At 73.2% G+C, this 25,740-nt stretch carries 26 protein-coding genes and 1 tRNA gene; 9 read left to right on the top strand and 18 right to left on the bottom strand.

What is annotated here, in order from left to right; genetic code table 11:
- Nucleotides 1-14: 14 nt before the first annotated feature.
- Genes ACWAUO_RS14075 through prmC form a run of 4 tightly spaced genes read right to left on the bottom strand, consistent with a single transcriptional unit; the run spans nt 15 to nt 3,249 of the window.
- Entirely contained in the window at nt 15-482 is a 468-nt protein-coding gene (locus tag ACWAUO_RS14075; protein ID WP_460776307.1) for a hypothetical protein, read from the bottom strand.
- A complete protein-coding gene (locus ACWAUO_RS14070) occupies nt 479-1,639 on the bottom strand; it encodes an MraY family glycosyltransferase (RefSeq protein ID WP_460776305.1) in 1,161 nt (386 codons plus the stop codon). Before ACWAUO_RS14070 ends, ACWAUO_RS14075 begins: the two co-directional genes overlap by 4 nt.
- A complete protein-coding gene (locus tag ACWAUO_RS14065) occupies nt 1,636-2,319 on the bottom strand; it encodes an L-threonylcarbamoyladenylate synthase (RefSeq protein ID WP_460776303.1) in 684 nt (227 codons plus the stop codon). The genes ACWAUO_RS14070 and ACWAUO_RS14065 overlap by 4 nt, the downstream gene beginning before the upstream one ends.
- Before the next feature lie 45 nt (nt 2,320-2,364).
- The gene (gene prmC / locus ACWAUO_RS14060; RefSeq protein WP_460776302.1) at nt 2,365-3,249 is read right to left on the bottom strand and encodes a peptide chain release factor N(5)-glutamine methyltransferase; all 885 of its coding nucleotides are present in this window, start codon (nt 3,247-3,249) and stop codon (nt 2,365-2,367) included.
- A 97-nt stretch (nt 3,250-3,346) separates the two neighbouring features.
- Here prmC and cysK point away from each other — a divergent pair, with 97 nt between their 5' ends.
- The 3 genes from cysK to ACWAUO_RS14045 are packed head-to-tail and all read left to right on the top strand — an operon-like array spanning nt 3,347 to nt 6,262.
- Nucleotides 3,347-4,285, top strand: a complete 939-nt coding sequence (cysK, locus tag ACWAUO_RS14055; RefSeq protein WP_460776301.1) for a cysteine synthase A — start codon at nt 3,347-3,349, stop codon at nt 4,283-4,285.
- 1 nt (nt 4,286) lies between these two features.
- Nucleotides 4,287-4,856 (top strand): serine O-acetyltransferase EpsC, encoded by a 570-nt coding sequence (epsC, locus tag ACWAUO_RS14050; protein ID WP_460776299.1) that lies wholly within the window; start codon nt 4,287-4,289, stop codon nt 4,854-4,856.
- A gap of 2 nt (nt 4,857-4,858) precedes the next feature.
- Nucleotides 4,859-6,262: an amidase gene (locus ACWAUO_RS14045; protein ID WP_460776298.1), complete on the top strand. Its 1,404-nt coding sequence runs from the start codon at nt 4,859-4,861 to the stop codon at nt 6,260-6,262.
- 108 nt (nt 6,263-6,370) lie between these two features.
- Here the strand turns inward: ACWAUO_RS14045 and prfA are convergent, their stop codons facing one another.
- The 9 genes from prfA to ACWAUO_RS14000 form a co-directional block, all read right to left on the bottom strand.
- Nucleotides 6,371-7,450 (bottom strand): peptide chain release factor 1, encoded by a 1,080-nt coding sequence (gene prfA / locus ACWAUO_RS14040; RefSeq protein ID WP_460776511.1) that lies wholly within the window; start codon nt 7,448-7,450, stop codon nt 6,371-6,373.
- A 22-nt stretch (nt 7,451-7,472) separates the two neighbouring features.
- On the bottom strand, nt 7,473-9,488 hold the full coding sequence (rho, locus tag ACWAUO_RS14035; protein WP_460776296.1) for a transcription termination factor Rho: 2,016 nt from the start codon (nt 9,486-9,488) through the stop codon (nt 7,473-7,475).
- Nucleotides 9,489-9,653: 165 nt separating this feature from the next.
- On the bottom strand, nt 9,654-10,604 hold the full coding sequence (thrB, locus tag ACWAUO_RS14030) for a homoserine kinase (RefSeq protein WP_460776295.1): 951 nt from the start codon (nt 10,602-10,604) through the stop codon (nt 9,654-9,656).
- A complete protein-coding gene (thrC, locus tag ACWAUO_RS14025) occupies nt 10,601-11,689 on the bottom strand; it encodes a threonine synthase (protein WP_460776293.1) in 1,089 nt (362 codons plus the stop codon). Before thrC ends, thrB begins: the two co-directional genes overlap by 4 nt.
- Before the next feature lies 1 nt (nt 11,690).
- Nucleotides 11,691-13,046: a homoserine dehydrogenase gene (locus ACWAUO_RS14020; RefSeq protein ID WP_460776292.1), complete on the bottom strand. Its 1,356-nt coding sequence runs from the start codon at nt 13,044-13,046 to the stop codon at nt 11,691-11,693.
- Complete coding sequence (lysA, locus tag ACWAUO_RS14015; protein ID WP_460776290.1) at nt 13,043-14,452, bottom strand: diaminopimelate decarboxylase; 1,410 nt, start codon at nt 14,450-14,452, stop codon at nt 13,043-13,045. The genes ACWAUO_RS14020 and lysA overlap by 4 nt, the downstream gene beginning before the upstream one ends.
- Before the next feature lie 118 nt (nt 14,453-14,570).
- Entirely contained in the window at nt 14,571-15,377 is an 807-nt protein-coding gene (locus tag ACWAUO_RS14010) for a DUF2993 domain-containing protein (RefSeq protein WP_460776289.1), read from the bottom strand.
- Nucleotides 15,378-15,382: 5 nt separating this feature from the next.
- Nucleotides 15,383-17,050: an arginine--tRNA ligase gene (argS, locus tag ACWAUO_RS14005; RefSeq protein WP_460776287.1), complete on the bottom strand. Its 1,668-nt coding sequence runs from the start codon at nt 17,048-17,050 to the stop codon at nt 15,383-15,385.
- Nucleotides 17,051-17,099: 49 nt separating this feature from the next.
- Entirely contained in the window at nt 17,100-17,900 is an 801-nt protein-coding gene (locus ACWAUO_RS14000; RefSeq protein WP_460776286.1) for a transglutaminase-like domain-containing protein, read from the bottom strand.
- Nucleotides 17,901-18,016: 116 nt separating this feature from the next.
- Between ACWAUO_RS14000 and ACWAUO_RS13995 the strand changes: the two genes are divergently transcribed.
- The gene (locus ACWAUO_RS13995; protein WP_460776284.1) at nt 18,017-18,337 is read left to right on the top strand and encodes a DUF7882 family protein; all 321 of its coding nucleotides are present in this window, start codon (nt 18,017-18,019) and stop codon (nt 18,335-18,337) included.
- A gap of 6 nt (nt 18,338-18,343) precedes the next feature.
- Here the strand turns inward: ACWAUO_RS13995 and ACWAUO_RS13990 are convergent, their stop codons facing one another.
- Nucleotides 18,344-18,799: a MarR family winged helix-turn-helix transcriptional regulator gene (locus tag ACWAUO_RS13990; protein WP_460776282.1), complete on the bottom strand. Its 456-nt coding sequence runs from the start codon at nt 18,797-18,799 to the stop codon at nt 18,344-18,346.
- 123 nt (nt 18,800-18,922) lie between these two features.
- On the opposite strand from ACWAUO_RS13990, the gene ACWAUO_RS13985 reads away from it, so the two are divergent.
- Nucleotides 18,923-19,426, top strand: coding sequence for a DUF6328 family protein (locus tag ACWAUO_RS13985; RefSeq protein WP_460776280.1), 504 nt, complete (start codon nt 18,923-18,925; stop codon nt 19,424-19,426).
- An 11-nt stretch (nt 19,427-19,437) separates the two neighbouring features.
- Here the strand turns inward: ACWAUO_RS13985 and ACWAUO_RS13980 are convergent, their stop codons facing one another.
- The 4 genes from ACWAUO_RS13980 to ACWAUO_RS13965 form a co-directional block, all read right to left on the bottom strand.
- On the bottom strand, nt 19,438-19,680 hold the full coding sequence (locus ACWAUO_RS13980; protein WP_460776279.1) for a hypothetical protein: 243 nt from the start codon (nt 19,678-19,680) through the stop codon (nt 19,438-19,440).
- Nucleotides 19,681-19,822: 142 nt separating this feature from the next.
- Nucleotides 19,823-19,895 (bottom strand) — tRNA-Arg (locus ACWAUO_RS13975).
- Between the two features lie 54 nt (nt 19,896-19,949).
- Nucleotides 19,950-20,678 carry a tRNA (guanosine(46)-N7)-methyltransferase TrmB gene (gene trmB / locus ACWAUO_RS13970; RefSeq protein ID WP_460776277.1) on the bottom strand — a complete coding sequence of 243 codons (729 nt, stop codon included), beginning with the start codon at nt 20,676-20,678 and terminating at the stop codon, nt 19,950-19,952.
- Nucleotides 20,679-20,714: 36 nt separating this feature from the next.
- Nucleotides 20,715-21,554: a DUF3097 family protein gene (locus tag ACWAUO_RS13965; protein ID WP_460776276.1), complete on the bottom strand. Its 840-nt coding sequence runs from the start codon at nt 21,552-21,554 to the stop codon at nt 20,715-20,717.
- A 167-nt stretch (nt 21,555-21,721) separates the two neighbouring features.
- On the opposite strand from ACWAUO_RS13965, the gene ACWAUO_RS13960 reads away from it, so the two are divergent.
- Genes ACWAUO_RS13960 through ACWAUO_RS13945 form a run of 4 tightly spaced genes read left to right on the top strand, consistent with a single transcriptional unit; the run spans nt 21,722 to nt 25,739 of the window.
- Entirely contained in the window at nt 21,722-23,671 is a 1,950-nt protein-coding gene (locus tag ACWAUO_RS13960) for a TPM domain-containing protein (protein ID WP_460776275.1), read from the top strand.
- Between the two features lie 41 nt (nt 23,672-23,712).
- Nucleotides 23,713-24,504, top strand: a complete 792-nt coding sequence (locus ACWAUO_RS13955) for a PspA/IM30 family protein (RefSeq protein WP_460776274.1) — start codon at nt 23,713-23,715, stop codon at nt 24,502-24,504.
- Between the two features lie 54 nt (nt 24,505-24,558).
- A complete protein-coding gene (locus ACWAUO_RS13950; protein ID WP_460776272.1) occupies nt 24,559-25,380 on the top strand; it encodes an arginase family protein in 822 nt (273 codons plus the stop codon).
- On the top strand, nt 25,377-25,739 hold the full coding sequence (locus ACWAUO_RS13945) for a Fe-S oxidoreductase (RefSeq protein ID WP_460776271.1): 363 nt from the start codon (nt 25,377-25,379) through the stop codon (nt 25,737-25,739). Before ACWAUO_RS13950 ends, ACWAUO_RS13945 begins: the two co-directional genes overlap by 4 nt.
- The last annotated feature ends 1 nt before the right edge of the window (nt 25,740 follow it).

Here is a 25,740-nt window from a genome sequence, read left to right as displayed (position 1 = left end):
TCTGACGGAAGGGGTCAGTCGGTGCGCTCCCCCTCTTCCGGATCCGTCGGGAGCTCCGTGGAGATCCGGGGAAGGCGCATGCGCAGCAGCACCACCACGTCGACCGCGAGGGAGGCGAGCACGCTCACCACGAGCGCGACGAAGAACACCGGCGGATCGATCCAGGGCTGACCGCGCAGGATGAGCATGGCGACGACGAACAGCACGATCTTCAGCAGCCAGCCGCCGAGCACGACGCCGAAGAAGATCGGCACGTACAGCGGGTCGCCGAACCACCGGTTGGCGATGAGGATGCTGCCGGCGGTGATGCCGAGGAAGACCGCTGCGACGAGCACGCCGGCGAGCGCGGACGCGAGCCCCTCCCCTCCGCCGACGAGGAGGCCGATGACGGCGCCGGCGACGGCGAGGACGACGGTCACCGCGCCCGACCACAGCAGGGTCGTACGCAGGATCGGGGTGCTCGAGGGCTTCTGGTCGGTCACGGTGCCTCCGGAACGGGGGTCGGGCGGCGCCGTGCACGACGGCGGCCGGGCAGCAGGGTCACGACCAGGCAGGCGGCGATCCCGACCAGGCCGAAGGCGACGCCGATCCAGTACTGGCCGAACCAGTCCTCACGGGTCGCGATGTACATGAGCAGGACCGCCATCGAGATGACCGCCGTCCAGGCGTAGAAGATGAGCACGGCGCCGAGGTCGGAGTGGCCCATGTCCAGCATCCGGTGGTGCAGGTGCTTGCGGTCCGGGGAGAACGGCGACTTGCCCGCACGGAGCCGGCGGACCACGGCGAGGCCGAAGTCGAGGAGGGGCAGCAGCACCACGGCGACCGGCAGCAGGATCGGGATGAACGCACCCAGCAGCTGGGAGCGGCCGAGCTGGTCGGGGTCGAGCATGGCGGGCTGGATCTGTCCGGTGATGGCCACCGCCGAGGTCGCCATGAGCAGGCCCAGCATGAGCGCGCCGGCGTCGCCCATGAACATCTTCGCGGGATGCCAGTTGAACGGGAGGAACCCGACGCACGCGCCGATGAGGACCACCGCGATGAACGAGGCGATGTTGAAGTACGTGCTCGCGCCGGTGTCGCGCACGAGCAGGTACGAGTAGACGAAGAACACGCCGTTCGAGATGAGGCAGACGCCCGCGACGAGCCCGTCGAGCCCGTCGATGAAGTTCACCGCGTTCATCACCAGCACGATGGAGAACACGGTGAGGGCGAAGCTCATCCAGCTCGACCCGACGGTCATGCCGCCGATCGGGAGCGAGGAGATCTGCAGCTGGCCGAACCAGACGATGATCCCGGCGGCGAGGAACTGCGCGCCGAGCTTGATCATCCAGTCGAGGTCCCAGAGGTCGTCGGCCACGCCGATGAGCACGATGAGCAGCGTCGCCCCGAGCACCGCCAGCATCGGCACCGGGTCGGCCCAGATGAACGCGAACCCGGGGTTCTGCGAGGAGAAGAGGAAGGCGGCGGCGACCCCGAGGAACATCGCCACCCCGCCCAGCCGCGGCGTCGGCGTCTTGTGGACGTCGCGCTCCCGGATGGGCGGATGGATCTTGTACTTCAGCGCGAAGCGCCACACCACCCACGAGAGCGCGAAGGTGATGACCGCGGTGACCGCGGCGATGATCAGGTACTGCTTCACGCGGACCCGGGGATCTCGTCCGGCGCCATCGCGTCGCCGAGGATGCCGCGGAGGGTGTCTGCGGGGATGACGCCGTGCCGGAGCACCCGCACGTGCCCGGTGCCGCCGTGGGCGATGCCGGTGGCGTCGATGATCGTGGAGGGGACGCCGGTGCTGCTCGGGCCGTCGTCGAGGTAGACGGCGACGGACTCCTTCAGCATCCCCTGCGCCTCGCCGATGCTGACAGCGGCGGGCTTGCCGGTGAGGTTGGCGCTGGAGACTGCGAGCGGGCCGGTCTCCTCGAGCAGTTCGAGCGCGAGCCGGTGCGCCGGCATGCGCACCGCGACCGTGCCGGCGGTGTCGCCGAGGTCCCAGGAGAGCGAGGGCTGCGAGGGCAGCACGATCGTGAGTCCGCCCGGCCAGTGGGCCTCGACGAGCTCCTCGATGACGGGCGGCACGTCGCTGACGAGCGCGCGCACCGTGTTCAGGCCTGCCACGAGCACCGGCGGCGGCGACTGCCGGCCCCGGCCCTTGGCCTCCAGCAGCTTCGACACGGCGTAGGGGCTGAACGCGTCGGCCGCGATGCCGTAGACGGTGTCGGTGGGCATCACGACGAGTTGGCCGCGGCCGAGCGCATGGCGGGCGGCGCGCATTCCGGTGAGCAGCTGGGCTTCGTCGCTGCAGTCGAAGAGGGAGGACATGGCCCCGTCATTCTACGCACCGCGCCTCCGCGCGCCGTGTGAGGGTCAGGGGCGGACGGCCGTCGTGGCGCGGTCGCGCAGGGTGAGGTCGCGGTGGGTCGCCGGGGCGCGCCACCCGGCCTCGGCGAGCAGCCCGCGCACCGCGGCGCCTTGGACCTCGGCGTGCTCGATGACGAGCAGTCCCCCGGGGTGCAGCAGCCGCATCCCGACGTCGCTGAGGACGCGGATCACGTCGAGGCCGTCCTCCCCGCCGTAGAGGGCCTGGGGCGGGTCGAACAGGCGCACCTCCGGGTCGCGCGGGATCGCCGCATCCGGGACGTACGGCGGATTCGAGACGACGACCGCGACCGTGCCGTCGAGTTCCGGGAACGCGTGCGCGAGATCGGTGAACGCGAGGTGCGCGTTGGGGGCGCCGACCTCGTCGAAGTTCTGCCGGGTCCACACGAACGCCTCGGGCGAGTTCTCCGCGGCGTGCACGCGGGCGTGCGGCACCTCGGTCGCGAGCGCCAGCGCGATCGCTCCGGAACCGGTACCGAGGTCGACCGCGACCGGCTCGGGCGTGGGCGAGGCGATGAGCCCGTCGATCGCGAGCTGCGCCACCATCTCGGTCTCGGGCCGCGGCACGAAGACGCCGGGCCCGACCTTGAGCTCGAGGTGGCGGAACGGCGCGACGCCGGTCAGGTGCTGCAGCGGCTCGCGGGACGCGCGCCGGACGACGAGTTCGGCGAAGCCCGCCAGCCGCTCGGGCGCCACCCGGTCGCCGCGGAGCATCGCCGCCTGGAGCCCGCCCCGGCTGAGGCCCAGGACGTGCGCGAGCAGCAGTTCCGCGTCGACCTGCGGGTCGGGGACACCCGCACGGGCGAGCTCGCCCGCCGCATCCGTGAGGATCGGTCGCAGATCGACGTCGTCGGTGGGCTCGGTGACGGACACGGTCACCCAGCCTAATCCGCTCCGTCATACAGGCCGCTCCCCCGCCCCCGCTCGCTAGGCTGGACAGGCTCTGCCCGTCATCCGAAAGGCCGCCGCCATGCCCGGGATCCACTCCGACATCACCTCCGCGTTCGGCAACACGCCGCTGGTCCGCCTGAACGCCGTCACCGAGGGCCTCGACGCCCAGGTGCTCGCGAAGCTCGAGTTCTACAACCCCGCGTCGTCGGTGAAGGACCGTCTCGGGATCGCCCTCGTCGACGCGGCCGAGGCCTCCGGCGAGCTCAAGCCCGGCGGCACGATCGTCGAGTCCACGAGCGGCAACACCGGCATCGCGCTCGCGATGGTCGGCGCCGCCCGCGGGTACCGCGTCATCCTCACGATGCCCGCCTCCATGTCCAAGGAGCGTCGCGTCCTGCTGAAGGCGTTCGGCGCCGAGCTCGTGCTCACCGACCCCACCAAGGGCATGGCGCTCGCGGTCGACGAGGCCGAGCGCATCGTCGCCGAGACCCCCGGCGCCGTGTGGGCCCGCCAGTTCGAGAACGCCGCCAACCCGGCGATCCACCGCAAGACCACCGCGGAGGAGATCATCCGCGACACCGACGGCAAGGTGGACATCTTCGTCGCCGGCATCGGCACCGGCGGCACCATCACCGGCGTCGGCCAGGTGCTCAAGGAGAAGGTCCCCGGCGTCCAGATCATCGCGGTCGAGCCCAAGGACTCCCCCATCCTCACCGAGGGCCACCCCGGCCCCCACAAGATCCAGGGCATCGGCCCGAACTTCGTCCCGGCGATCCTCGACCGCGACGTGATCGACGAGGTCGTGGACGTCGAGTTCGACGACTCGCTGCGCGTCGCACGTGAGCTCGCCGCCCGCGAGGGCCTGCTCGTCGGCATGTCGAGCGGCGCCGCCGTCTGGGCCGCCCTCGAGGTCGCCAAGCGTCCCGAGAACGCCGGCAAGAACATCGTCGTGATCGTCCCCGACACGGGCGAGCGCTACCTCAGCACCGCGCTGTTCGAAGACCTCCGCGAGGACTGACGTGGGCGCGATCGCACGCCTGCGCGAGGACATCGCCGCGGCGAAGCTCCGTGACCCCGCTGCCCGCAGCGGGGTGGAGATCGCCGTGCTGTACTCCGGCCTGCACGCGATCTGGGGCCACCGGCTCTGGAACGCGCTGTGGCGGCGCCGGATGCGGTTCCTCGCGCGGGCGGGATCGCAGCTCACCCGCTGGGTCACCGGCATCGAGATCCACCCCGGCGCGACGATCGGCCGGCGGTTCTTCATCGACCACGGCATGGGCATCGTCATCGGCGAGACCGCCGAGATCGGCGACGACGTGATGCTCTACCACGGCGTCACGCTCGGCGGTCGCACCCGCGACGGCGGCAAGCGCCACCCCACCATCGGCGACGGGGTCGTCGTCGGCGCGGGCGCCAAGGTGCTCGGACCGATCGTCATCGGCGACCGGTGCGCGATCGGCGCGAACGCCGTCGTCACCAAGGACGCGCCCGCCGACAGCGTGCTCGTCGGGGTGCCCGCCAAGGCCCGCACCCGCAAGGCCGGCGAGGACACCCGGGCGATCCTCACGGCGCCCGAATACGTCATCTGACCGTGCTGCACGAGCTCACCGCCCGCGAGCAGCTGGCGGCGCTGCGCCGCGGCGAACTTCGGCCGCACGAGCTCGTCGAGCACGCCCTCGACCGCATCCGGCGGCTCGACACCGGACCGGACGCGCTCGGCGCGTTCGTCGAGGTGACGGCGGATGCCGCAAGGGAGCGCGCGGAGTCGCTCGCCGCATCCGCCCCCACCGGTCCGCTCTGGGGACTCCCGTCGGCGGAGAAGGACCTCGTCGCGCGCGCAGGGGTGCCCACGCGGTTCGGCTCGGCCGTCCGCGCGGGCTTCGTGCCCGCCGCATCCGACGAGGCAGCGCTCCTCCTCGACGACGCCGGCGCGATCTCGCTCGGCAAGACGAACACGCCCGAGTTCGGCCTCACCGGCTACACCGAGTCCGCCGTCGCGCCGCCCGCGCGCGACCCGTGGGATCCCCGGCACGGCGCCGGCGGCTCCTCGGGCGGCGCCGCCGTCGCGGTGGCGGCGGGACTCCTGCCGGCGGCGGTCGGCTCCGACGGGGGCGGGTCGATCCGCATCCCGGCCGCCACGGTCGGCGTCGTGGGGCTGAAGCCGTCGCGCGGGCGGCTTCCGGTGGGGGCCGGCATGGACGCCACCGGCGGGCTCGCCGTGCACGGTCCGATCACCCGCGACGTCGCCGACGCCGCGATGCTCCTCGACGTGCTCGTCGGCGCACGGCCGTACCGGTTCGCGACGGCGGCCCCCGGCTCGGGGCCGTTCCTGGACGCGGCGCTTTCTGCGCCGGGCGCCCTGCGCGTCGGCGTGACGACCGTGTCCCCGTGGGACGAGGCGGCCGACATCCGCCTGCATCCGGACGCCCGGGCGGCATGGGCGCACGCGACCGAGGTGCTCGCCGGGCTCGGGCACGTCGTCGAGGACGCGGCCTGGGCGCCTCGGGGGTACGCGGACCTGTTCGCCGTGCTGTGGCGGGCGAGCGCCGCCCGGCTCCCCCTCTCCGAAGCGGAGCTCGGGCGGGTGGAGCCGATCACGGCCTGGCTCGTGCGCGAGGGCCGGGCGCTCGACGCGCCGACGCTCCTCGGCGGGCTGGCCGCGGCGACCGCGTTCGAGCGCGAGACGGTGACGGCCTTCGCGGGGTACGACGCGGTCCTGACCCCCGCGCTCGCGCTGCCACCGCAGCCGGTGGGTTCGTTCGACCCGGTGGATGCCGAGCGGAACTTCATGCAGCAGGTGGAATACGCCCCGTACTCGAGCTTCGTGAACGTCGCGGGCCTCCCCGCGATCACGGTGCCCGTCACCCTCGACCCGTCCGGGCATCCGGTGTCCGTGCAGCTCGTGGGCCGTCCGGGCGGCGAGGCCGCGATCATCGCCCTGGCCGCGCAGCTCGAGGCCGCCCGCGGCCCCCTCCCGCATCCCCCCGTCTGGTGACTCCCCTCCGCGACGGATGGCGGCGCTCGCTGTTCATCCGTCGCAAATGACGGGTCGGAACGCCGAACACCCGTCATTTGCGACGGGTGAACCGGGGCGGTGAGAGGGTCAGGCTTCGCCGGCGAGGGCGGCGAGCCGCTCCTCCTCCTCGGCGGCGATGAGGGACTCGATCACCGGGCCGAGCGCGCCGTCCATCACCTGGTCGAGGTTGTACGCCTTGTACCCGGTGCGGTGGTCGGCGATGCGGTTCTCCGGGAAGTTGTAGGTGCGGATGCGCTCGGAGCGGTCCATGCCGCGGATCTGCGACTTGCGGGCATCCGCCGCGGCGGCCGCCTGCTCCTCCTGCTGCCGCGCCAGCAGCCGGGCGCGCAGCACCCGCATCCCGGCCTCGCGGTTCTGCAGCTGCGACTTCTCGTTCTGCATCGACACGACGATCCCGGTCGGCAGGTGCGTGATGCGCACGGCCGAGTCGGTCGTGTTCACCGACTGGCCGCCGGGACCGGACGACCGGAAGACGTCGATCTTCAGGTCGTTCGGGTCGATGTGGATCTCCTCCGGCTCATCGACCTCGGGGAAGACGAGCACACCGGTCGTGGAGGTGTGGATGCGGCCCTGCGACTCGGTCGCGGGCACCCGCTGCACGCGGTGCACCCCGCCCTCGTACTTCAGGTGCGCCCAGACGCCCTGCGCCGGGTCGGACGAGGTGCCCTTGATGGCGACCTGCACGTCCTTGTAGCCCCCGAGGTCGGACTCGGTGCGCTCCAGGAGTTCGGTCTTCCACCCCATCGACGCGGCGTACTGCAGGTACATCCGCAGCAGGTCGGCGGCGAACAGCGCGCTCTCCGCGCCGCCCTCGCCGCCCTTGATCTCCATGATCACGTCGCGGGCGTCGTCCGGGTCGCGCGGGATGAGCAGGCGCCGCAGCTTCTCCTGCGCCTCGGCGACCCGTTCCTCGAGGGCCGGCACCTCCTCCGCGAACGCGGCGTCCTCGCGGGCGAGTTCGCGCGCCGCGGCGAGGTCGTCGGATGCGGTCCGCCACTCCTCGTGCGCCTTCACGATCCGCGACAGCTCGGCATAGCGCCGGTTGACGCGCTTGGCGCGTGCGGCGTCGGCGTGCACCGCGGGGTCCGAGAGTTCCTCCTGGACCGCGCGGTGCTCCTCGATCAGTGCTTCGACCGAGGCGAACATGCCGTGCTCGGACACGGCCGGATCAGCGGATGGTGTTCTCGTGCGCGTGGCCGCCGGCGGCGGGCGCCGGGATCGACTTCTGCATCTGCACGAGGAACTCGACGTTCGACTGCGTCTCCTTGAGCTTGCCGAGCACGACCTCGAGCGCCTGCTGCGGGTCGAGGCCGGCGAGTGCGCGGCGGAGCTTCCAGGTGATCTTCACCTCGTCGGCCGAGAGCAGCATCTCCTCGCGACGGGTGGAGGACGCGTTGACGTCCACCGCCGGGAAGATGCGCTTGTCGGCGAGCTGGCGCGACAGGCGCAGCTCGCTGTTGCCGGTGCCCTTGAACTCCTCGAAGATGACGTCGTCCATCTTGGAGCCGGTCTCGACGAGCGCGGTCGCGAGGATGGTGAGCGAGCCGCCGTTCTCGATGTTGCGCGCGGCGCCGAAGAAGCGCTTGGGCGGGTACAGGGCCGACGCGTCGACACCGCCGGAGAGGACGCGGCCGCTGGTGGGCGCGGACACGTTGTACGCGCGGCCGAGGCGGGTGATCGAGTCGAGCAGCACGACCACGTCGCGGCCCAGCTCCACGAGGCGCTTGGCGCGCTCGATGGCGAGCTCGGCGACCGTGGTGTGGTCCTCGGCGGGACGGTCGAAGGTGGAGGCGATGACCTCGCCCTTCACCGTGCGCTGCATGTCGGTGACCTCCTCGGGGCGCTCGTCGACGAGCACGACCATGAGGTGGACCTCGGGGTTGTTCTGCGCGATCGCGTTGGCGATCTGCTGCAGCACGATCGTCTTGCCGGCCTTGGGCGGCGCGACGATGAGACCGCGCTGGCCCTTGCCGATCGGCGCGACGAGGTCGATGATCCGCTGCGTGAGCTTCTCCGGCGCGGTCTCCAGGCGCAGGCGCTCCTGCGGGTAGAGGGGCGTGAGCTTGCCGAACTCGACACGGCCGGCGGCGTCCTCCGGGGAGAGGCCGTTGACGGCGTCGACCTTGACCAGCGCGTTGTACTTCTGCCGGCCCTGCTGCTCGCCCTCGCGGGGCTGCTTGATGGCGCCGACGACGGCGTCGCCCTTGCGGAGGTTGTACTTCTTCACCTGGCCGAGCGAGACGTAGACGTCGCTCTGGCCGGGGAGGTAGCCGCTGGTGCGCACGAACGCGTAGTTGTCCAGCACGTCGAGGATGCCCGCGATCGGGATGAGGACGTCGTCCTCGCCGATCTCCGGCTCGAACTCGTCGACGGTGCTGTTGCCGCGGCGCTTGTTGCGTCCGCGACCACGACCCTGCTGGCCCTCGTCGTCGCTGTCGGCGGCAGGCTGCTGCTGCTGCTGGCCCTGACCGTTCTGGGTGTCCTTGTTCTCGCCGCCGCGCTTGTTGCGGTTGCGGCTCCGGCTGCGGCTGCGACGGCCGCCGCCCTCCCCCTCGCCCTGCTCGCCGGTCTCGGCGGGCTGGTCGCCGGTGGCCTCGGCGGGCTGCTCGGGCGCGGTCTCGGCGGGCTTCTCGGCCGACTCCGCCTGCTCGGCGGTCTCCGGCTTCTCGGCCGACTTCGCGGCCTTCGACTTCGCGGCCCTGGGGGCCTTCTCGGCCTTGGGCGCCTGCTCCGCCTGCTCGGCGGGGGCGTCCTGCTCGGCGGCCGGGGTCTCGGTGGCGGTCGGCTCCGCGGGCTGCTCGGCGTCGGCCTTCTTCGCACGCGAGCGGGTGCCGCGAGCGCGGGTCGTCTTCGCCGGCGCCGGCTCGGCGTCGGCGGCGGGCGCCTCGGCCGTGGTGGCGGCCTCCGGCGCGGCGGCGGCGTCCGCCGTGGGCGCGGCGGCCGGCGCGGCGTCCGCTGCGGGCGAGGCGTCCGCGGCGGCAGCGGCCTCGACGTCGGCGCTCTTGGCCCGGCGCGGGGCGCGCTTGCGCGGCGCCTTCGCGGGGGCCTCGGCCGCCTCCGCCGCGGGGGCGGCGGTCTCTGCGGCGGGGGCCGCGTCCTGCGTGGTGGAACCGGCCTTCACAGTCGATGCGGCGTTGTCATCGGTGCTGGGCTGGGTGGTCTGGATCTCGGAGATGGACTCCACGAGTGCTCCCTTTGTGAACGTGTGGAAGTGCGCTGATCACCGATCGACGTCGTCGGGTTCGGGCAGAGGCCTCAACTGGATCCGAGGCAGCGTGCCGGGTTCCCTCATCAGATACGGGGATGAGCGCGGGTTCGCAGAATTGCGACGGAGGCCAGATTCACGTGGTTACGTGGCACCCTCCGTGTTGTCCCTCACTGTACCACCCTTGAAGTCGACGGCGAGCATGAGCGACTCCCACGGGGTGTCGGTGTGCTCGGCGGCGACGCGGGCGGCCTCGAGGCGTCGGCCGGGGCCGTCGGCGAGCACCAGGACGCTGGGGCCCGCACCGGAGACGACCGCGGCGAACCCGGCGGCGCGCAGGGCCCGGACGAGCCGGTCGGTCTCGGGCATCGCGGCCGCGCGGTAGTGCTGGTGCAGCTTGTCCTCGGTGGCGGCCATGAGCAGCTCCGGGCTCTGCGTGAGCGCCGCGATGAGCAGGGCCGAGCGCGACACGTTGAACACGGCGTCCTCGCGCGGCACCTGCAGCGGCTGCAGCCCGCGCGCCTCGGAGGTCGACATCGTGAACTCGGGCACGAAGACGATCGGTGCGACGCCGCGGTGCACGAGCAGCTTCTTGTGCTGCGGGCCCTTCTCGTCCATCCACGCGATCGTGAGGCCGCCGAAGAGGGCGGGCGCGACGTTGTCGGGGTGCCCCTCCATCTCGGTGGCCAGGCGCAGCAGGGTGTCCGCGTCGATGTCGACGACGCCTTCGAGCAGGCCCTTGGCGGCGAGGATGCCGGAGACCACGGCGGCGCCGGAGGACCCCATGCCGCGACCGTGCGCGATGACGTTCCGCGCCTCGAGGCGCAGGCCGGGCAGCGGCTGCCCGACGGCGTCGAACGCGTACGCGATGGCGCGGACCACGAGGTTCGTCGCGTCGCGCGGCACGTCCTCCGCGCCGGAGCCGGTGACCTCGATCTCGAGGCGACCGGGCTCCAGCGCGGTGACGGTGAGCTCGTCGTAGACGCTCAGCGCGAGGCCGAGGGTGTCGAACCCGGGTCCGAGGTTCGCGCTGGTGGCGGGAACCCGGACGGCGACGCTGCGTCCCACCGGCACGGCGGGCGCGGCCTGGGTCACGCCTGCGCTCCGGCGCGTGCGAGCTCGAGCACCGAGGCGACCTCGGAGACGGTGGCGTCGACGACCGTGGGGGTGACCTCGCCGCCGTCGGCCGTGCGGAGGGCCCACTGCGGGTCCTTCAGGCCGTGACCGGTGACGGTGAGCACGACCTTCGCCCCCTGCGGGATGACGCCCGCCTCGGCGCGGTCGAGCAGGCCGGCGACCGAGATGGCGGATGCGGGCTCGACGAACACGCCGACGGTGCCGGCCAGCAGCTTCTGCGCGGCGAGGATGCGGTCGTCCTCGATCGCGCCGAACCAGCCGTCGGTCGCGTCGCGCGCCTCGAGGGCGAGCTGCCAGGAGGCGGGGTTGCCGATGCGGATGGCGCTGGCGACGGTCTCCGGGTTCTTGACGACCTCGCCGCGCACGAGCGGCGCGGACCCGGCGGCCTGGAACCCGAACATGCGGGGCACCTTCGTCGAGACGCCGCGCTCGGCCTCCTCGCGGTACCCGCGGGTGTAGGCGGTGTAGTTGCCGGCGTTCCCGACGGGGATGAAGTGGAAGTCGGGGGCGTCGCCGAGCTGCGAGACGACCTCGTAGGCGGCGGTCTTCTGGCCGTCGATGCGGTCGGGGTTGACCGAGTTCACCAGGTGCACCGGGTAGTTGTCGGCGAGCTCGCGGGCGATCTCGAGGCAGTCGTCGAAGTTGCCGCGGATCTGGATGAGCGAGCCGTCGTGGGCGACGGCCTGGCTGAGCTTGCCCATCGCGATCTTGCCCTCGGGCACGAGCACCGCGGCGCGGATGCCGGCGTGCGCGGCGTAGGCCGCCGCGGAGGCGGACGTGTTGCCGGTCGAGGCGCAGATCACGGCCTTGGCGCCGTGGTCGATCGCGCGGGAGATCGCGACGGTCATGCCGCGGTCCTTGAACGACCCGGTGGGGTTCATGCCCTCGTACTTCACCCAGACGTCGGCACCGGTCATGCGCGAGAGCGCGGGCGCCGGGATGAGCGGCGTGCCGCCCTCCCCCAGGGTGACGACGTTCGAGGTCTCCGTGACCCCGAGCCGGTCGGCGTATTCGCGGAGGACTCCGCGCCAGACGTGTGCCATCTCAGTCTCCTTCCACCCGCAGGACCGAGACGACGCGCTCGACGACGCCGCTCTCGGCGAGCCGCTGCACGGTCTCGCTCAGGTCCTGCTCTCGTGCCTTGTGCGTTCCGATGACCAGCCGCGCCCTGGTCGCACCGGTCTCGGTGTCGATCCCGGATGCTGCGCCGGTGGCCGGGTCGATGACGGTCTGCTCGACCGTGGCGATCGACACCCGTCCTTCGCTGAGGATGCCCGCGACCGTCGCGAGCACACCCGGCTGGTCCTCCACCTCGAGGGTGATCTGGTACCGGGTGACGGCGTGACCGATCTCGAGGACCGGCAGGTTCGCGCGGGTCGACTCGCCGACCCCGACGCCCCCGGCGATGTGGCGGCGGGCGGCGGAGACGACGTCGCCGAGCACGGCCGACGCGGTCTGCACGCCGCCGGCTCCGGCGCCGTAGAACATGAGCGACCCGGCCGCCTCCGCCTCGACGAACACGGCGTTGTTCGCGCCGTGCACGCTGGCGAGCGGGTGGGTGCGGGCGATGAGCGCCGGGTAGACGCGCACCGAGATGGCCTCGCCGGATGCGGACGCGACCGACTCGCCGGTGAGCCGCTCGCACACGGCGAGCAGCTTGATGACGTACCCGGCGTTGCGGGCGGCGTCCATCATGGCCTTGTCGATCTGCGTGATGCCCTCACGGTGGACGGCGTCCAGCGGCACGGTGGTGTGGAACGCGAGCGACGCGAGGATCGCCGCCTTCTGCGCGGCGTCGTAGCCCTCGACGTCGGCGGTCGGGTCGGCTTCGGCATAGCCGAGGCGCTGCGCGTCGGCGAGCACGTCGGAGAACTCGGCGCCCTCGGCGTCCATCCGGTCGAGGATGTAGTTCGTGGTGCCGTTGACGATGCCCATGATCCGCTTGACCCGGTCGCCGGCGAGCGAGTCGCGCAGCGGGCGGATGATGGGGATGGCGCCGGCGGCGGCGGCCTCGTAGTAGACCTCGGCGCCGACCTGGTCCGCCGCCTCGAAGATCTCGGTGCCGTGGGTGGCGAGCAGGGCCTTGTTGGCGGTGACGACGTCGGCGCCGGAGTTGATGGCCTGCAGCAGGTAGGTGCGTGCCGGCTCGATGCCGCCCATGAGCTCGATGACGATGTCGGCGCCGACGATGAGCGACTCCGCGTCGGTGGTGAACAGCTCCTTGGGGAGGTCGACGTCGCGCGGCGCGTCGACGTCGCGGACCGCGATGCCCGCGAGTTCGAGCGTCGCCCCGGCGCGGTCGCCGAGTTCGTCCGCGTGCCGCAGCAGCAGCGACGCCACCTGGGACCCCACGGCCCCCGCCCCCAGCAGTGCCACACGGAGGTTGCGGTAGTCGATCATGCCTTCCCTTCCCGGTCGGCGACCCCGGCGTCGCGGGCGAGGAGGTCGTCGACCGTCTCACCGCGCACGATGACGCGCGAGGTCCCTTCGTGCACCGCCACGACGGGCGGGCGGGGCACGTGGTTGTAGTTGCTGGACAGTGAGAAGCAGTAGGCGCCGGTGGCGGGCACGGCGAGCAGGTCGCCGGGGGCGACGTCGCCGGGCAGGTACTCGTCCTCGACGACGATGTCGCCCGACTCGCAGTGGAGGCCGACGACGCGGGTGAGCACCGGCGCGGCGTCGCTGGTGCGGGAGGCGATGCGGGCGGAGTACGCCGCGCCGTAGAGGGCGGTGCGGGCGTTGTCGCTCATGCCGCCGTCGACGCTCACGTAGAGCCGGGTGTGGTCCTCGTCGACGCGCACCGGCTTCGTGGTGCCGACCTCGTAGAGGGTCACGCCGGCGGTGCCCACGATGGCGCGGCCGGGCTCGAAGGCGAGGGCGGGGACGGGGATGCCGCGGGCGGCGCTCTCGCGCGCCACGGCCGCGACGATGCCGTCCGCGAGGTCCTCGATCGGGCTCGGGTCGTCGATGGACGTGTAGGCGATGCCGAAGCCGCCGCCGAGGTTGAGCAGCGGCACGTCCTCGGTCTCGGCGAGCCGCGCGTGGAGGTCCATGACGCGCGCCGCGGACTCCTCGAAGCCGCTCACCCCGAAGATCTGCGACCCGATGTGGCAGTGGAGGCCGACGAAGCGCAGGCCCGGGATCTCGCGGATGCGGGCGACCGCGTCGGCGGCGTCCTCCATCGCGAACCCGAACTTCTGGTCCTCGTGCGCGGTGGCGAGGAACGCGTGCGTCTCGGCGTGCACGCCGCTGTTCACGCGCAGCAGCACGGGCTGCACGACGCCGAGGCCGGCGGTCACCTGCGCGAGCCGCTCGATCTCGATCCGGCTGTCGACGATGATCGTGCCGACGCCCTCGCGCACGGCGCGGGTGAGTTCGGCGACGCGCTTGTTGTTGCCGTGGAAACCGATGCGGGCGGGCTCCATGCCCGCGGCGAGTGCGACCGCGAGTTCGCCGCCCGAGCAGACGTCGACGTTGAGCCCCTCCTCACGCACCCAGCGCACCATCTCGGTCGACAGGAACGCCTTGCCGGCGTAGTAGACCCGGGCGGTGGTCCCGTGGGCGGCCGCGGCCCGGTCGAACGCCTCGCGGGTGCGGTGCGCGCGGGCGCGCACCTCGCCCTCGTCGAGCACGTAGAGGGGGGTGCCGTACGTCGCGGCGAGCTCGGCGGCGCGCACCCCGCCGAGCACCAGGTCGCCGCCTGCGCGTCGGGCGGATGCGGGCCAGACCGCGGGCGCGAGGGCGTTGGCGTCCTCCGGCACGGCGAGCCATGTCGGCGCGAACGGACGAGCGGGCGAGACGGACACGGCGGGACCAATCAGGTGGGGTGGATGACGTGCACCCCGGGACGGGACACCGGGCGCGCGGATCCCTTGCAGTCTAGGGGATCGGCACACCGCACCCGAGCCGCGGTGCGCAGGCCGCTCAGCCGCAGCTGCCGCGGACGGCGAGGGCGTCCTCGGTGAGCGGGCCCGGCGCGATGCCGAAGCGGGCGACGAGGCGGTCCCCGGCGACCTCGACATCCGTGAGCGTGAGCGCCGCCGGCAGGTGCTCGGCGATGCAGACGCGCCAGTCCTGGACGACGGGCTCCGCGAGCCGGCCGAAGCGGTCCCGCAGCTGCGCCGCGGTGAGCTCGGCGTCGCCGAGGGTGAGCGCGCTCGGGCTCAGCACGAGGTCGCCGCCCTCGGCGCCGGGGGTGAGCGCCAGGCCGATCGTCGTCGTGATCCCGAACGCCCCGAGCTCCACGGATGCGGTCACGTCGGGGGCTGCGAGTCCCAGGGTGTCCGCGGGGAACCCGTCGACGGTGGACATGAGCGCCCGCAGCTGGTCGGCGCCGAGGTCGACCGTCGCCTCGCCGCCCGCGGCGGCGGGCTCGCCGCGGAGCGCGAGGTCGCGGACCGTGACCGAGACGGCGCCGGAGAGGTCGCCGACCGCGAGGTCGGGCGAGGACAGCGTCGCCTCGCCGATCGAGCCGGTGGCCAGCTGGAAGAGCAGGCTTCCGGGGATGTCGACGTCGATCTCGGAGTCGGGTGAGACGCCGAGCCCCTGCACGGCCTGCTGCTTCACGGCCTTGCCGACCAGATCGCGCGCGAGCCACTCCCCCGCCAGCGCCGCGACGACCAGCAGCCCGACGACCACGAGCAGTCCGACGAGCAGCCCGCGCCCCCGCCGTCGGCGCGGGGCCGACGGCTCCTGCGGGAGCGGGAGCGTGGGCTGGGTCGGGCCTGCCACGCCGGTCACATCCGCTCGGGTGCGCCGACGCCGAGCAGGTCGAGGCCGTTGCGGAGCACCTGGCCGGTGGCGTCGTTCAACCACAGGCGGGTGCGGTGCACCGGCTCGACCGCGTCGTCGCCCTGCGGGATGACGCGGCAGTTGTCGTACCAGCGGTGGTAGAGCCCGGCGAGCTCCTCGAGGTAGCGCGCGACGCGGTGCGGCTCCCGCACGTCGGCGGCGAACGCCACGATGCGCGGGAACTCCTGCAACGCGCCGAGCAGTGCGCTCTCGGTCTCGTGCGTGAGCGTCTCGGGGGCGAATTCACTCCGGTCGACGCCGGAGGCCTCGGCGTTGCGCGCGACGTTGTGGGTGCGGGCGTGGGCGTACTGCACGTAGAAGACCGGGTTGTCGTTGGTGCGCTTGCGCAGCAGCTCCGGGTCGAGCGTGAGCGGCGAGTCCGCGGGGTAGCGCGCGAGCGAGTACCGCAGCGCGTCGGTGCCGAGCCACTCCCGCAGGTCGTCCATCTCGATGATGTTGCCGGCGCGCTTGGAGAGCCGCGCGCCGTTGACCGACACGAGCTGACCGATGAGCACCTCGATGTCCTTCTCGGGGTCGTCGCCGGCGGCACCGGCGAGCGCCTTCAGCCGGTGCACGTAGCCGTGGTGGTCGGCGCCGAGGAGGTAGATCTTGTGCGCGAACCCGCGGTCGCCCTTGTTCAGGTAGTACGCGGCGTCGGCGGCGAAGTACGTGTACTCCCCGTTGGTGCGCCGGATCACGCGGTCCTTGTCGTCGCCGAAGTCGGTGGTGCGCACCCAGACGGCGCCGTCCTGGTCGTACACGTGCCCCTGGCGGCGCAGCCGCTCGACGGCCTCGTCGACGAGGCTGGGCGCGCCGTCCTCGCCGGGGGCGTGCAGCACCCGCTCGCTGAACCACACGTCGAAGTGCACGTTGAACTGCTCGAGCGAGGCCTGCAGCTCCCCGAGCTGCAGCTTGTACGCGATCTCCCGGGTGGTGAGCAGCCGGTCGATGGGTTCGAGCTCGAGGAGGTCGGGGCGCTCCGCGAGCACGCGCTGGGCGAGCGTGTCGATGTACTCGCCCGCGTACCCGTCCTCGGGGGTCGGCTCCCCCTGGGCTGCGGCGAGCACTGAGCGGGCGAAGCGCTCCATCTGGGCGCCCGCGTCGTTGATGTAGAACTCGCGCACGAGCGTCGCGCCGCTGGCGAGGAGCAGGCGCGCCATGGCGTCGCCGAGCGCGGCCCACCGGGTGTGGCCGATGTGGAGGGGACCCGTCGGGTTGGCGGAGACGAACTCGAGGTTGATCGAGTTGCCGCGCTGGGAGTCGTTCGTGCCGTACGCCGCGCCCGCCTCGACGATGGTCTTCGCCAGCGCGCCCGCGGCGGCGGCGTCGAGGCGGATGTTGATGAACCCGGGGCCCGCGACCTCGACGGAGGCGATCCCGGCGGTCTGCTCGAGCCCGGCCGCGATCGCGGTGGCGAGCTCGCGGGGGTTGGTGCCGAGCGGCTTCGCCAGCTTCAGCGCGATGTTCGAGGCCCAGTCGCCGTGGTCGCGGTTCTTCGGCCGCTCGAGCACGATGTCCGCGACGGTCAGCTCGGCGCCCGCCCCGTCTCGTCGCTCCTCCGCGATCGGGGCGACGACGGCGAGGAGGGCGGCGGAGAGCTGTTCGGGATCCATAGCGATCCATCCTACGGTCGCGCCCCGGGAGCCTCCTGACCGACGGGGCTCAGGCGAGCTGCACGAGTGCGGTGGGGTCCTCCGCCGGGAGCGGGGCGTCCTCGAGCCTCGCGTCGACCCGGAGACCGTTCAGCTGCAGCGCACCGCCGTGGGAGCTGAGAAAGGCGCAGTCGGCCGCATCCCGCCCCGTCGCGATGCGCACGAGCGACGCGCGCGGTGCGAGCCGGGTGGCGTCGACGACGTACCATGCGCCGTCGATGCAGGCCTCGGCGACGGCGTGGAAGTCCATCGGGTCGAGGCCGGGGGCGTACACGGCGGCGTACCGCGCAGGCACGTCCATGGCACGCAGCAGCGCGATGACCAGGTGCGCGTAGTCGCGGCACACCCCCTGCCCGGTCGCGAGGGTCGTCACGGCGCTGTCGGTGCCGCGGCTCGTGCCCGGGGAGTAGGTCACCGAACCGGCGACGTCGTCCTCGACCGCGTGCAGCAGCTCGAATCCGGCGAGTCCCTGGAACCGGCGGCGCGCCTGTGCGAACACCTCGTCGGACTGGGCGTAGCGGCTCGGACGCAGGTAGCCGATGGCTTCGAGTTCGCGCACCGGCGGGGCCGCGGCGGCCGCGCCGACGACCGCCTCGTACCGGATGCGGACGGGCCCGGGTCCCGCCTGCAGCCGGTGCAGCCGGTTGTCCGCGTCGTCGACGAGTTCGACCGGGGCGACGGGCTCGGCGCCCGCCGTGATCTCCATCCGCTCGGACGCGACCGGGACCCGGCGAGCGACCGCGACCTGCAGGATGAGGTCGACCGGCGCGGCCAGGTCGAGGTCGAGTTCTGCGGTGACGGCGCGCTGCACCGGCCAATCCTCGCACGGCCGTCGTGCGAGAGCGGACGGGGTGTGCAGGGCCCCCGAAACTGGTTCACCCGGACGAAGCATGTAGTTCATTCCGAACCGTCGTGTAGCTTGACGCCATGGGCAGGTTCATTTACGCCGACGCGGCGAGTTCGTTCGACATCGATGACCGCCTCCTCGCGCACCTGCGCATCGTCGTGATGAACAAGCTGCGCCGCAACGAGCCGTTCATGTTCCACCTGGACCGGACGGACGGCCTGGGTCCGAAGAGCGTGTGGGTCCACCCCGCGGTCCCGATGGTCTTCCACTTCTACGGCTCCCGTCAGCCGGCGATCAACCGGGCGTGGATCGAGGAGCTCATGGCCGAGGCGAGCGGCCCGAACGGTCTGACCCTGCTGCCCGAACCGGAGGCGGCGGCGAGCCCGGCCCCCGCCGTCTGAGACCGCTCAGGCGCACTCGCGATCGACCGCCTCCGTCAACCGCGCGAGGAACGCCGCCACCTCCGGTGCGGCCTCCGGCGGGATGTCGTCGGCCAGCCGCCGCAGCTGCGCGGTGAGCGGGTCGACGTCCTCGAGGTCCGCGGTGCGGTCGAACGGCACCACGAGCTTGCTCCGCCCGTCCCGCGGGTTCCGCTCGAACGCGACGACGCCGCCCGCGCGCAGGCGGTCCAGGATGCCGGTGACCGCCGGGGTGGAGATCCCGAGGTGCTCCGCGATCGCGGTCGGCGTCGGTGCGTCGCCCGCATCCGCGCGCTCGTAGACGAACCGCATGGCCGCACGCGCGTTCTCGCCGGGACCGCAGTCCTGCTGACGACGCCGTGACAGCCGCGCCTCGGCGAGCCGCAGCCGTTCGGCGGCGCGCATCACCTCGTCGCTCGCCGAGCGCTCCCGGGTCTCGGTCATCTGGTCCCCCTGGCTGCGGTCTCGACGTGGCGGTCCATTCCCCCACCGCCGGGTCGGGCGTGTCAAGGGCCGCCCGGCACGGCCGGACGCTGCCCTACCCTGGCGGCGACGAGCGGAGGGACGATGACGCGACGACGGGACGCGGCGGAGGAGGAGGCGCCGGGCACCGGCCGCGACGAGACCCCCGAGGAGCGGGCCGACCGCAACTGGGCGGAGATCCTGCAGGAGCTGCGCGCAGTGCAGACCGGCACGCAGATCCTCACCGGCTTCCTGCTCGCGATCGCGTTCCAGCCGGCCTTCGCCGAACTGCCGGGCCCCGACCGCGTCGTCTACCTGGGGCTCGTGGTGGGAGCCGGGATCGCGACGATGCTCGCCATGGCACCCGTGATCATGCACCGGCTGCTGTTCCGCCAGCGGCAGAAGGATCGCCTGGTGCGTGTCGGCAGCGCCATCCTGCTGGCCCTGCTCGGCGTGGTCTCGCTCCTCGTCGCCGGGGTCGCGGGCTTCCTCTTCGACGTGACGCTCGGCCACCCCGCGGGCGTGATCGCGTCGGCGGTGGCGCTCGTCGCCGTGGTCGCGACCTGGCTGCTCGTGCCGCGGCTCGGTCGCGACGCCCCTCGGGCCTGACCGGGACGACGTCAGGCGTGACCGGACAGGTTGAGCTCGTCCGGGTCGACGTCGACGTCGCCGGCGTCGTCGGGACCGCCGGTGCCGGGCGTCGCGCGCACCTTCGCCGGGTCGATGTCGTCGTCGACCGTGTCGGGCAGCGGATCGGCCTGCTTGCCCTGTGTCTCGGTCTCGCTGGCGGGACTGTAGGTCATGTCCTTGCGCACGCCCTGCTCCTCGGTGCGCTTGGGGTGCAGGTTCCGCTCGTCGTCCACGGGTGCTCCTTCCGGTCTGGTCCGGGCGACGTTAGACGTGCCGAGGAGCCGCGACGACCGGGTTGACATCGGTCGCCGGCGCGAGGATGCGGTGGAACGGGAGGAGGGGAGCCGATTCCTCGACTCCCCTCCTCGTACGCCGTGCCCCCGGAGGGATTCGAACCCCCGACTTTTGGTACCGGAAACCAACGCTCTATCCCCTGAGCTACGGAGGCGTACCGATCGAGACTATCACCGGATGCGGGCCGTGCCCGACGTGCGGCGCGTCGTCAGCGCGCGACGCGCCGGTACGCCAGGTCGCGGATGTCGCGGCCGGCCCGGGCGCCCTTGCGCTCGAAGGCGGTGACGACGCGGCCCTCGAACCGTTCCGCCCAGTCGCCGTCGAACGCCCGCTCGAACTGCGGTGCGTCGTCGAGCACCTCGCGCATCTGCAGCGCGTACTCCTCCCAGTCCGTCGCGAGCCGGAGCGTCCCGCCGTCACGGAGGGCCGCCGCGGCGATCCCGGCGAACTCCGGCTGCACCAGACGACGCTTGGTGTGGCGCTTCTTGTGCCACGGGTCGGGGAAGAAGACCCAGATCTCGTCGACCGACGCCGGCGCCAGCAGGTGCTGCAGCACCTCCGGGGCGTTCGCCTCGACGAGCCGGAGGTTGCGGACGCCGGCGCGGTCGGCGTCGAGCATGGTGCGGGCCAGGCCCGCCTTGAACACCTCGACCGCGAGGAAGTCGCGCTCGGGCGCGGCGGATGCGGCGTGCACGATGGCGTGCCCCTGCCCGGACCCGATCTCGACCGTCAGCGGGGCGACCCGGCCCCACGCGGCCTCCCGGTCCAGTCCCGCGTCCGCCGCGACGCTCGTCGCGGCGACACCGCGGGGCACGTCGATGAGGAACGAGGATCCGAGCTCGGACCAGGCGCGTTCCTGCGCCTCCGACATCCGGCCGCTGCGCCGCACGAACGAGACGGGCTTGTCGCGGAAGGTGGAGACGGCGGGTTCGGTCATCCCTCCAGGGTACCGAGCACCCGCCTGGGGAACTCCTCAGGCGGTCACGAAGTCGATGAGCTCCTCGACCCGGCCGAGGAGGGCGGGCTCGAGGTCCCGGTAGCTGTGGACGCGGGCGAGGATCGACTGCCAGGCGCGGGCGATGTCCGCCTGGTCCTCGGCGGGCCAGCCGAACGCCCGGCAGATCCCGACCTTCCATTCGATGCCGCGCGGGATCTCCGGCCAGCGCGGGATGCCGAGGGCCTTCGGGGTCACGCACTGCCAGACGTCGACGAACGGGTGTCCGACGATCCGCAGGTGCCGTCCGTGCGGACCGCGTTCGATCGCGCGCGCGATCCGTTCCTCCTTCGACCCGGGCACGAGGTGGTCCACGAGCACGCCGTAGCGACGCTCCGCCGTGGGCGGCTCCTGCTCCAGGAGGTCGGCGAGCAGGTCGACGCCCTGGAGGTACTCGACCACGACGCCCTCCACCCGGAGGTCCGCGCCCCACACCTTCTCGACGAGCTCGGCGTCGTGGCGCCCCTCGACGAGGATGCGGCTGGGCCGCGCGACCCGCGCCCTGGCGTCCGCCACCGCGAACGACCCGGAGGCCGTGCGCCTCGGACCGGCAGCGGCGGGCTTCGCCGGGGACGGACCGACGAGGATCACCGCTTCGCCGTCGACGAGGAAGCCCGGCCCGAGCGGGAACATGCGGCGCTTCCCGTGCCGGTCCTCGAGCTCGACGAGTCCGCCGCTCACGCCGGTCACCGCGCCGCAGAACCCGTCCCCCGCGACCTCGACGACCGTGTCGCGGTCGGCGGGGACGCGGGCGAGCTCCTTCCGCATCCGCTGCTGCCAGCCGGCTGCGAGCACGTCCGTGCCGTATCGATCGTCCATGGGGCCTCCGGGTGGGCAAGCGTAGCCGCCGTGGGACGCCCGGTCCGGCAGCCACACCGGGGACGCCCCCTCGGGCACGGCGCTCCGGGCACCCCGCTCGTGGCGCCGGTGCTCCGCCGGTGCATAGACTCGCAGCAGGGCGGTGCACGCCCCCGGAGGAGGCATTGATGCGGCGCTGGGCACTCTCGTTGATCGCGACGATCGGGATCGTGCTCGGGACGGCCCTCCCGGCGGCCGCGGAGGGCCCGGTGCCCCTCGGTCAGGGGTCCGTCACCGACACGGCCGGCGTGCTGAGCGGCGCCGAGACCGCGGCGGCCGAGGAGCGCCTCGACACGTTGCGCGACGAGACCGGTCTCGACCTGTGGGTGGTCTTCGTCTCCGACTTCACCTCCCCCGCGGACGCCGAGGAGTGGGCGAACACGACCGCCGAGCAGAACGGTCTCGGTCCGACGCAGTACCTCCTCGCAGTGGCCGTCGACGGCCGCCGCTTCTACCTCTCCGGCGACTCCGCCGGCCCGCTCACCGAGAACCAGCTCGGCACGATCGAGCAGGGCGTGCAGCCGTTCCTCCGCGACGAGGACTGGGCGGGCGCCGTGGACGCGGCCGCCGACGGCATGACCTCGGCTGCCGGCGGCGGTTCCGGCGCCCCGTCCTCGGGTTCCGCGTCCGGCGGCGGTGCAGGCACCGTGATCGCGGTGATCGCGGTCGTCGCGATCATCGTCGTCGTGGTCTTCTTCGTCGTCCGCGCCCGGCGCAAGCGCGGTGCGGTCGTGGGCGACCCCGCATCCGAACCGCTGGAGTCGCTGGCCACCCGCGCCGCTCAGGCGCTCGTGCAGGCCGACGACGCCGTGCGCACCGGGCAGGAGGAGCTCGGGTTCGCGAGCGCCCAGTTCGGCGACGCCGCGACCGCGCAGCTGCAGGCGGCGCTCACCGAGGCGCAGCAGGACCTCGACCAGGCCTTCCGCATCCGCCAGCAGCTGGACGACGGCACGCCCGACACCCCCGAGCAGCAGCGGGCGTGGCACCGGCAGACCCTCGAGCTCGCCGAGGGCGCGCAGGCGCGTCTGCAGGAGCAGGTGGGCGCGTTCGCCGAGCTCCGCAAGCTCGAGCAGGACGCCCCCGCCGCCCTCGAGCGGCTCACGGCGCAGCGTGCGTCGACCGCCGCCGGGACCGACGCCGCCGAGGGCGCGCTCGCCCGGCTCTCCGGGTCGTACACGGCGGCCGCGGTCGCCCCGGTCGCCGACAACGTCGCGCAGGCGCGCGAGCGTCTCGCGCTCGCCGACGCGCAGATCGCCGCAGCGGGGCAGGCGCTCGCGGCCGGCGACTCCGGCGCGGCCGCGGTGGCCATCCACACCGGCGAGCAGGCCGTCTCGCAGGCCGGTCAGCTGCTCACCGCGGTCGAGTCGCACGGGACGCGCCTCGCCGAGGCCGCGACGCAGCTCCCCGCGCTCCGTGCGGAGGTCGAGCGCGACATCGCGGCCGCGGCCGCGCTCCCCGACGCCGACGGACGCATCCACCAGGCCGTCGCCGCCGCGCAGCAGGCGCTCACGGCAGCCCCCGGCGGCGACCCGCTGCAGGCGCTGCAGCAGCTGCAGGACGCCGACTCGCACCTCGACACCCTCATCGGGCAGGCCCGGGATGCCGCCGAGCGCGCCGCTCGCGCCCGCGCCGTGCTCTCCGCGACGCTCACCCAGGCGAACGCCCAGGCGGCGACCGCGGCGGACTTCATCGCCTCGCGCCGCGGCGCGGTGGGCGCCACTGCCCGCACCCGCCTGGCCGAGGCGCAGACCGCGCTCGGTCAGGCCCAGGCCCTCGCCCAGGCCGATCCGGAGCAGGCGCTCGCCCTCGCGCAGCGCGCCGAGCAGCTGGCACGGCAGTCGCTGCAGGCCGCGCAGTCCGACGTCGGTTCCTTCTCGTCGACCTCGCGCGGCGGGGGCGGCGACCTCGGCGCGATGCTCGGCGGCATCGTCATCGGCTCCGCGCTCTCGCGCGGCTCCTCGCGCCCTTCGTACCGGTCGGGCCCCACGATCCGCAGTTCCGGCTCCCGCTCCCGCTCCGGGGGCGGCGGTTTCAGCGGCGGCGGCTCACGCTCCCGCCGCGGGGGCGGCCGCTTCTGATCCGCCCGACACCCACCCCGCTCCCTAGGAAAGGAAGAACGATGGCCAAGCAGTCCATCTTCGGACGCATCTCGACCCTCGTCCGCGCCAACATCAACGCGATGATCGACGCCGCGGAGGACCCGCAGAAGATGCTCGATCAGCTGGTGCGCGACTACACCAACAACATCGCGGACGCCGAGGCCGCGATCGCCGAGACGATCGGCAACCTGCGCCTGCTGGAGCGCGACTACCAGGAGGACGTCCAGGCGGCCGCGGAGTGGGGCGGCAAGGCCCTCGCCGCGTCCCGCAAGGGCGACGAGCTGCGCGCCGCCGGCGACGTCGCGGGCGCCGACAAGTTCGACAACCTGGCGAAGATCGCCCTGCAGCGCCAGTTGTCGGAGGAGAGCCAGGCGAAGGCCGCCGAGCCGCAGATCGCCGCGCAGACGGAGGTCGTCGACAAGCTCAAGGACGGCCTCAACGGCATGAAGCAGAAGCTCGAGCAGCTGAAGACGAAGCGCAGCGAGCTGCTCGCCCGCGCGAAGGTCGCCGAGGCGCAGAACAAGGTGCACGACGCGATCAAGAGCGTCAACGTGCTCGACCCGACGAGCGAGATCGGCCGTTTCGAGGACAAGATCCGTCGCCAGGAGGCGCTCGCCCAGGGCAAGGCCGAGCTCGCCGCGTCGAGCCTCGACGCGCAGTTCGAGTCCCTCGAGGACATCGGCGAGCTCACCGAGGTCGAGGCGCGGCTGGCCGCGCTGAAGGCGGGCAACGCACCCGGCGCGATCGGCACCGGCGCACCGGCGCAGGGCGCCATCGCCCAGGAACTGCCGCAGCAGCAGACCCAGCAGTGACCGGTGGGAGGGGCCGCGCGCCGCGCGGCCCCTCCTCCACCTCCAGGAGGCCCCGTGACCCGGTTCGTGATCGTCCCCCAGTGGCAGGGCTCCCCCTCGGCGCGCGCCATGCAGCTCGTCGACGGGGCCGATGCGGTCGCCGGCGACCTCCCCTCCTCCGCCGTGGTGCGCGTCGACGTCCCGCTGGAGGCCGGTGACGCGCTGGGCAGCACGGTGCACCGGTTGAGCGCCCTGACCCGGGTGCGCACCGACCTCGACGCGACACTCGCGGCGCAGGAGGACCGCGTGCTCATCGTCGGCGGCGACTGCTCCGTGTCGGTCGCGGGCATCGCGCACGCGGCCGCCCGGCACGCGCGCCTCGCGGTCGTGTGGGCCGACGCCCACCCCGACCTGCACACGCCGCACAGCTCCCCCTCGCACGCCTTCAGCGGCATGGCGCTGCGCGCAGTCCTCGGCGAGGGCCCCGACGATCTCCGGCTGCCCGAGGGCACGGTGCGTCCGGCGGACGTCGTGCTCGTGGGCACGCGCGCCCGCGACGACGCGGAGGACGGCTACATCGAGGGCTACGGCATCCGCACCGTGGACGCCGACGACCTCGCCGACCCGGATGCGCTCGCCCGCGCGGTCGTGGAGACCGGTGCCGACGCCGTCTACGTGCACGTCGATGTCGACGTGCTCGATCCGGAGCACATGCCCGGGGTGAAGCGGGCGGAACCGTTCGGCGCGACGCTGCCCGCGCTGGTCGCGTCGCTGAAGCGGCTTCGCGAGCACGTGCCGCTCGCGGGCGCGACGCTCGCCGAGTACGTGCCGGCGGATGCGGGGGCCGACCCTGCGGACCTCGGGACGCTGCTGCGGCTCGTCGGGGCGCTGGCATGACCGGCCTCGGCGAGGCGGTGCGGTTCGCCGGGTACGTCTACGGCTGCGCCGTGGGGTGGGTGTGGGGCGGGCTGCTCAGTCGCGGCCGCATCGAGCGCCGGGGACGCCTCTGGGTGTTCCGCGGGCTGCCGTCGTGGGCGTACCCACGGGGCGGTGTGTGCGTCGGGCACTGCTTCCTGACCGGCGACGGACCGGTCGACGACCGGTTGCTCGCGCACGAGTCGGTGCACGAACGGCAGTGGCGCCGATACGGGTTCCTCATGCCGGTGCTGTACGCGCTCGCGGGACGCGACCCGCTGCGCAACCGCTTCGAGATCGAGGCCGGCCTCGAGGACGGCAGATACCTGCCCAGGCGCTGAG

It is taken from the genome of Microbacterium sp. GXF7504 (genome assembly GCF_054798235.1).
The sequence above is the reverse complement of the archived record's forward strand: the minus strand, read 5'-3'. Positions and strand labels throughout refer to the sequence as shown.

What these genes read in the sequence shown, in the direction of transcription:
- ACWAUO_RS14065 (WP_460776303.1), bottom strand. Translation starts at nt 2,319, where the DNA reads ATGTCCTCCCTCTTCGACTGCAGCGACGAAGCCCAGCTGCTCACCGGA.
- cysK (WP_460776301.1), top strand. Translation starts at nt 3,347, where the DNA reads ATGCCCGGGATCCACTCCGACATCACCTCCGCGTTCGGCAACACGCCG.
- prfA (WP_460776511.1), bottom strand. Translation starts at nt 7,450, where the DNA reads ATGTTCGCCTCGGTCGAAGCACTGATCGAGGAGCACCGCGCGGTCCAG.
- thrC (WP_460776293.1), bottom strand. Translation starts at nt 11,689, where the DNA reads ATGGCACACGTCTGGCGCGGAGTCCTCCGCGAATACGCCGACCGGCTC.
- ACWAUO_RS14020 (WP_460776292.1), bottom strand. Translation starts at nt 13,046, where the DNA reads ATGATCGACTACCGCAACCTCCGTGTGGCACTGCTGGGGGCGGGGGCC.
- argS (WP_460776287.1), bottom strand. Translation starts at nt 17,050, where the DNA reads ATGGATCCCGAACAGCTCTCCGCCGCCCTCCTCGCCGTCGTCGCCCCG.
- ACWAUO_RS13995 (WP_460776284.1), top strand. Translation starts at nt 18,017, where the DNA reads ATGGGCAGGTTCATTTACGCCGACGCGGCGAGTTCGTTCGACATCGAT.
- ACWAUO_RS13990 (WP_460776282.1), bottom strand. Translation starts at nt 18,799, where the DNA reads ATGACCGAGACCCGGGAGCGCTCGGCGAGCGACGAGGTGATGCGCGCC.
- ACWAUO_RS13985 (WP_460776280.1), top strand. Translation starts at nt 18,923, where the DNA reads ATGACGCGACGACGGGACGCGGCGGAGGAGGAGGCGCCGGGCACCGGC.
- trmB (WP_460776277.1), bottom strand. Translation starts at nt 20,678, where the DNA reads ATGACCGAACCCGCCGTCTCCACCTTCCGCGACAAGCCCGTCTCGTTC.
- ACWAUO_RS13965 (WP_460776276.1), bottom strand. Translation starts at nt 21,554, where the DNA reads ATGGACGATCGATACGGCACGGACGTGCTCGCAGCCGGCTGGCAGCAG.
- ACWAUO_RS13960 (WP_460776275.1), top strand. Translation starts at nt 21,722, where the DNA reads ATGCGGCGCTGGGCACTCTCGTTGATCGCGACGATCGGGATCGTGCTC.
- ACWAUO_RS13955 (WP_460776274.1), top strand. Translation starts at nt 23,713, where the DNA reads ATGGCCAAGCAGTCCATCTTCGGACGCATCTCGACCCTCGTCCGCGCC.
- ACWAUO_RS13945 (WP_460776271.1), top strand. Translation starts at nt 25,377, where the DNA reads ATGACCGGCCTCGGCGAGGCGGTGCGGTTCGCCGGGTACGTCTACGGC.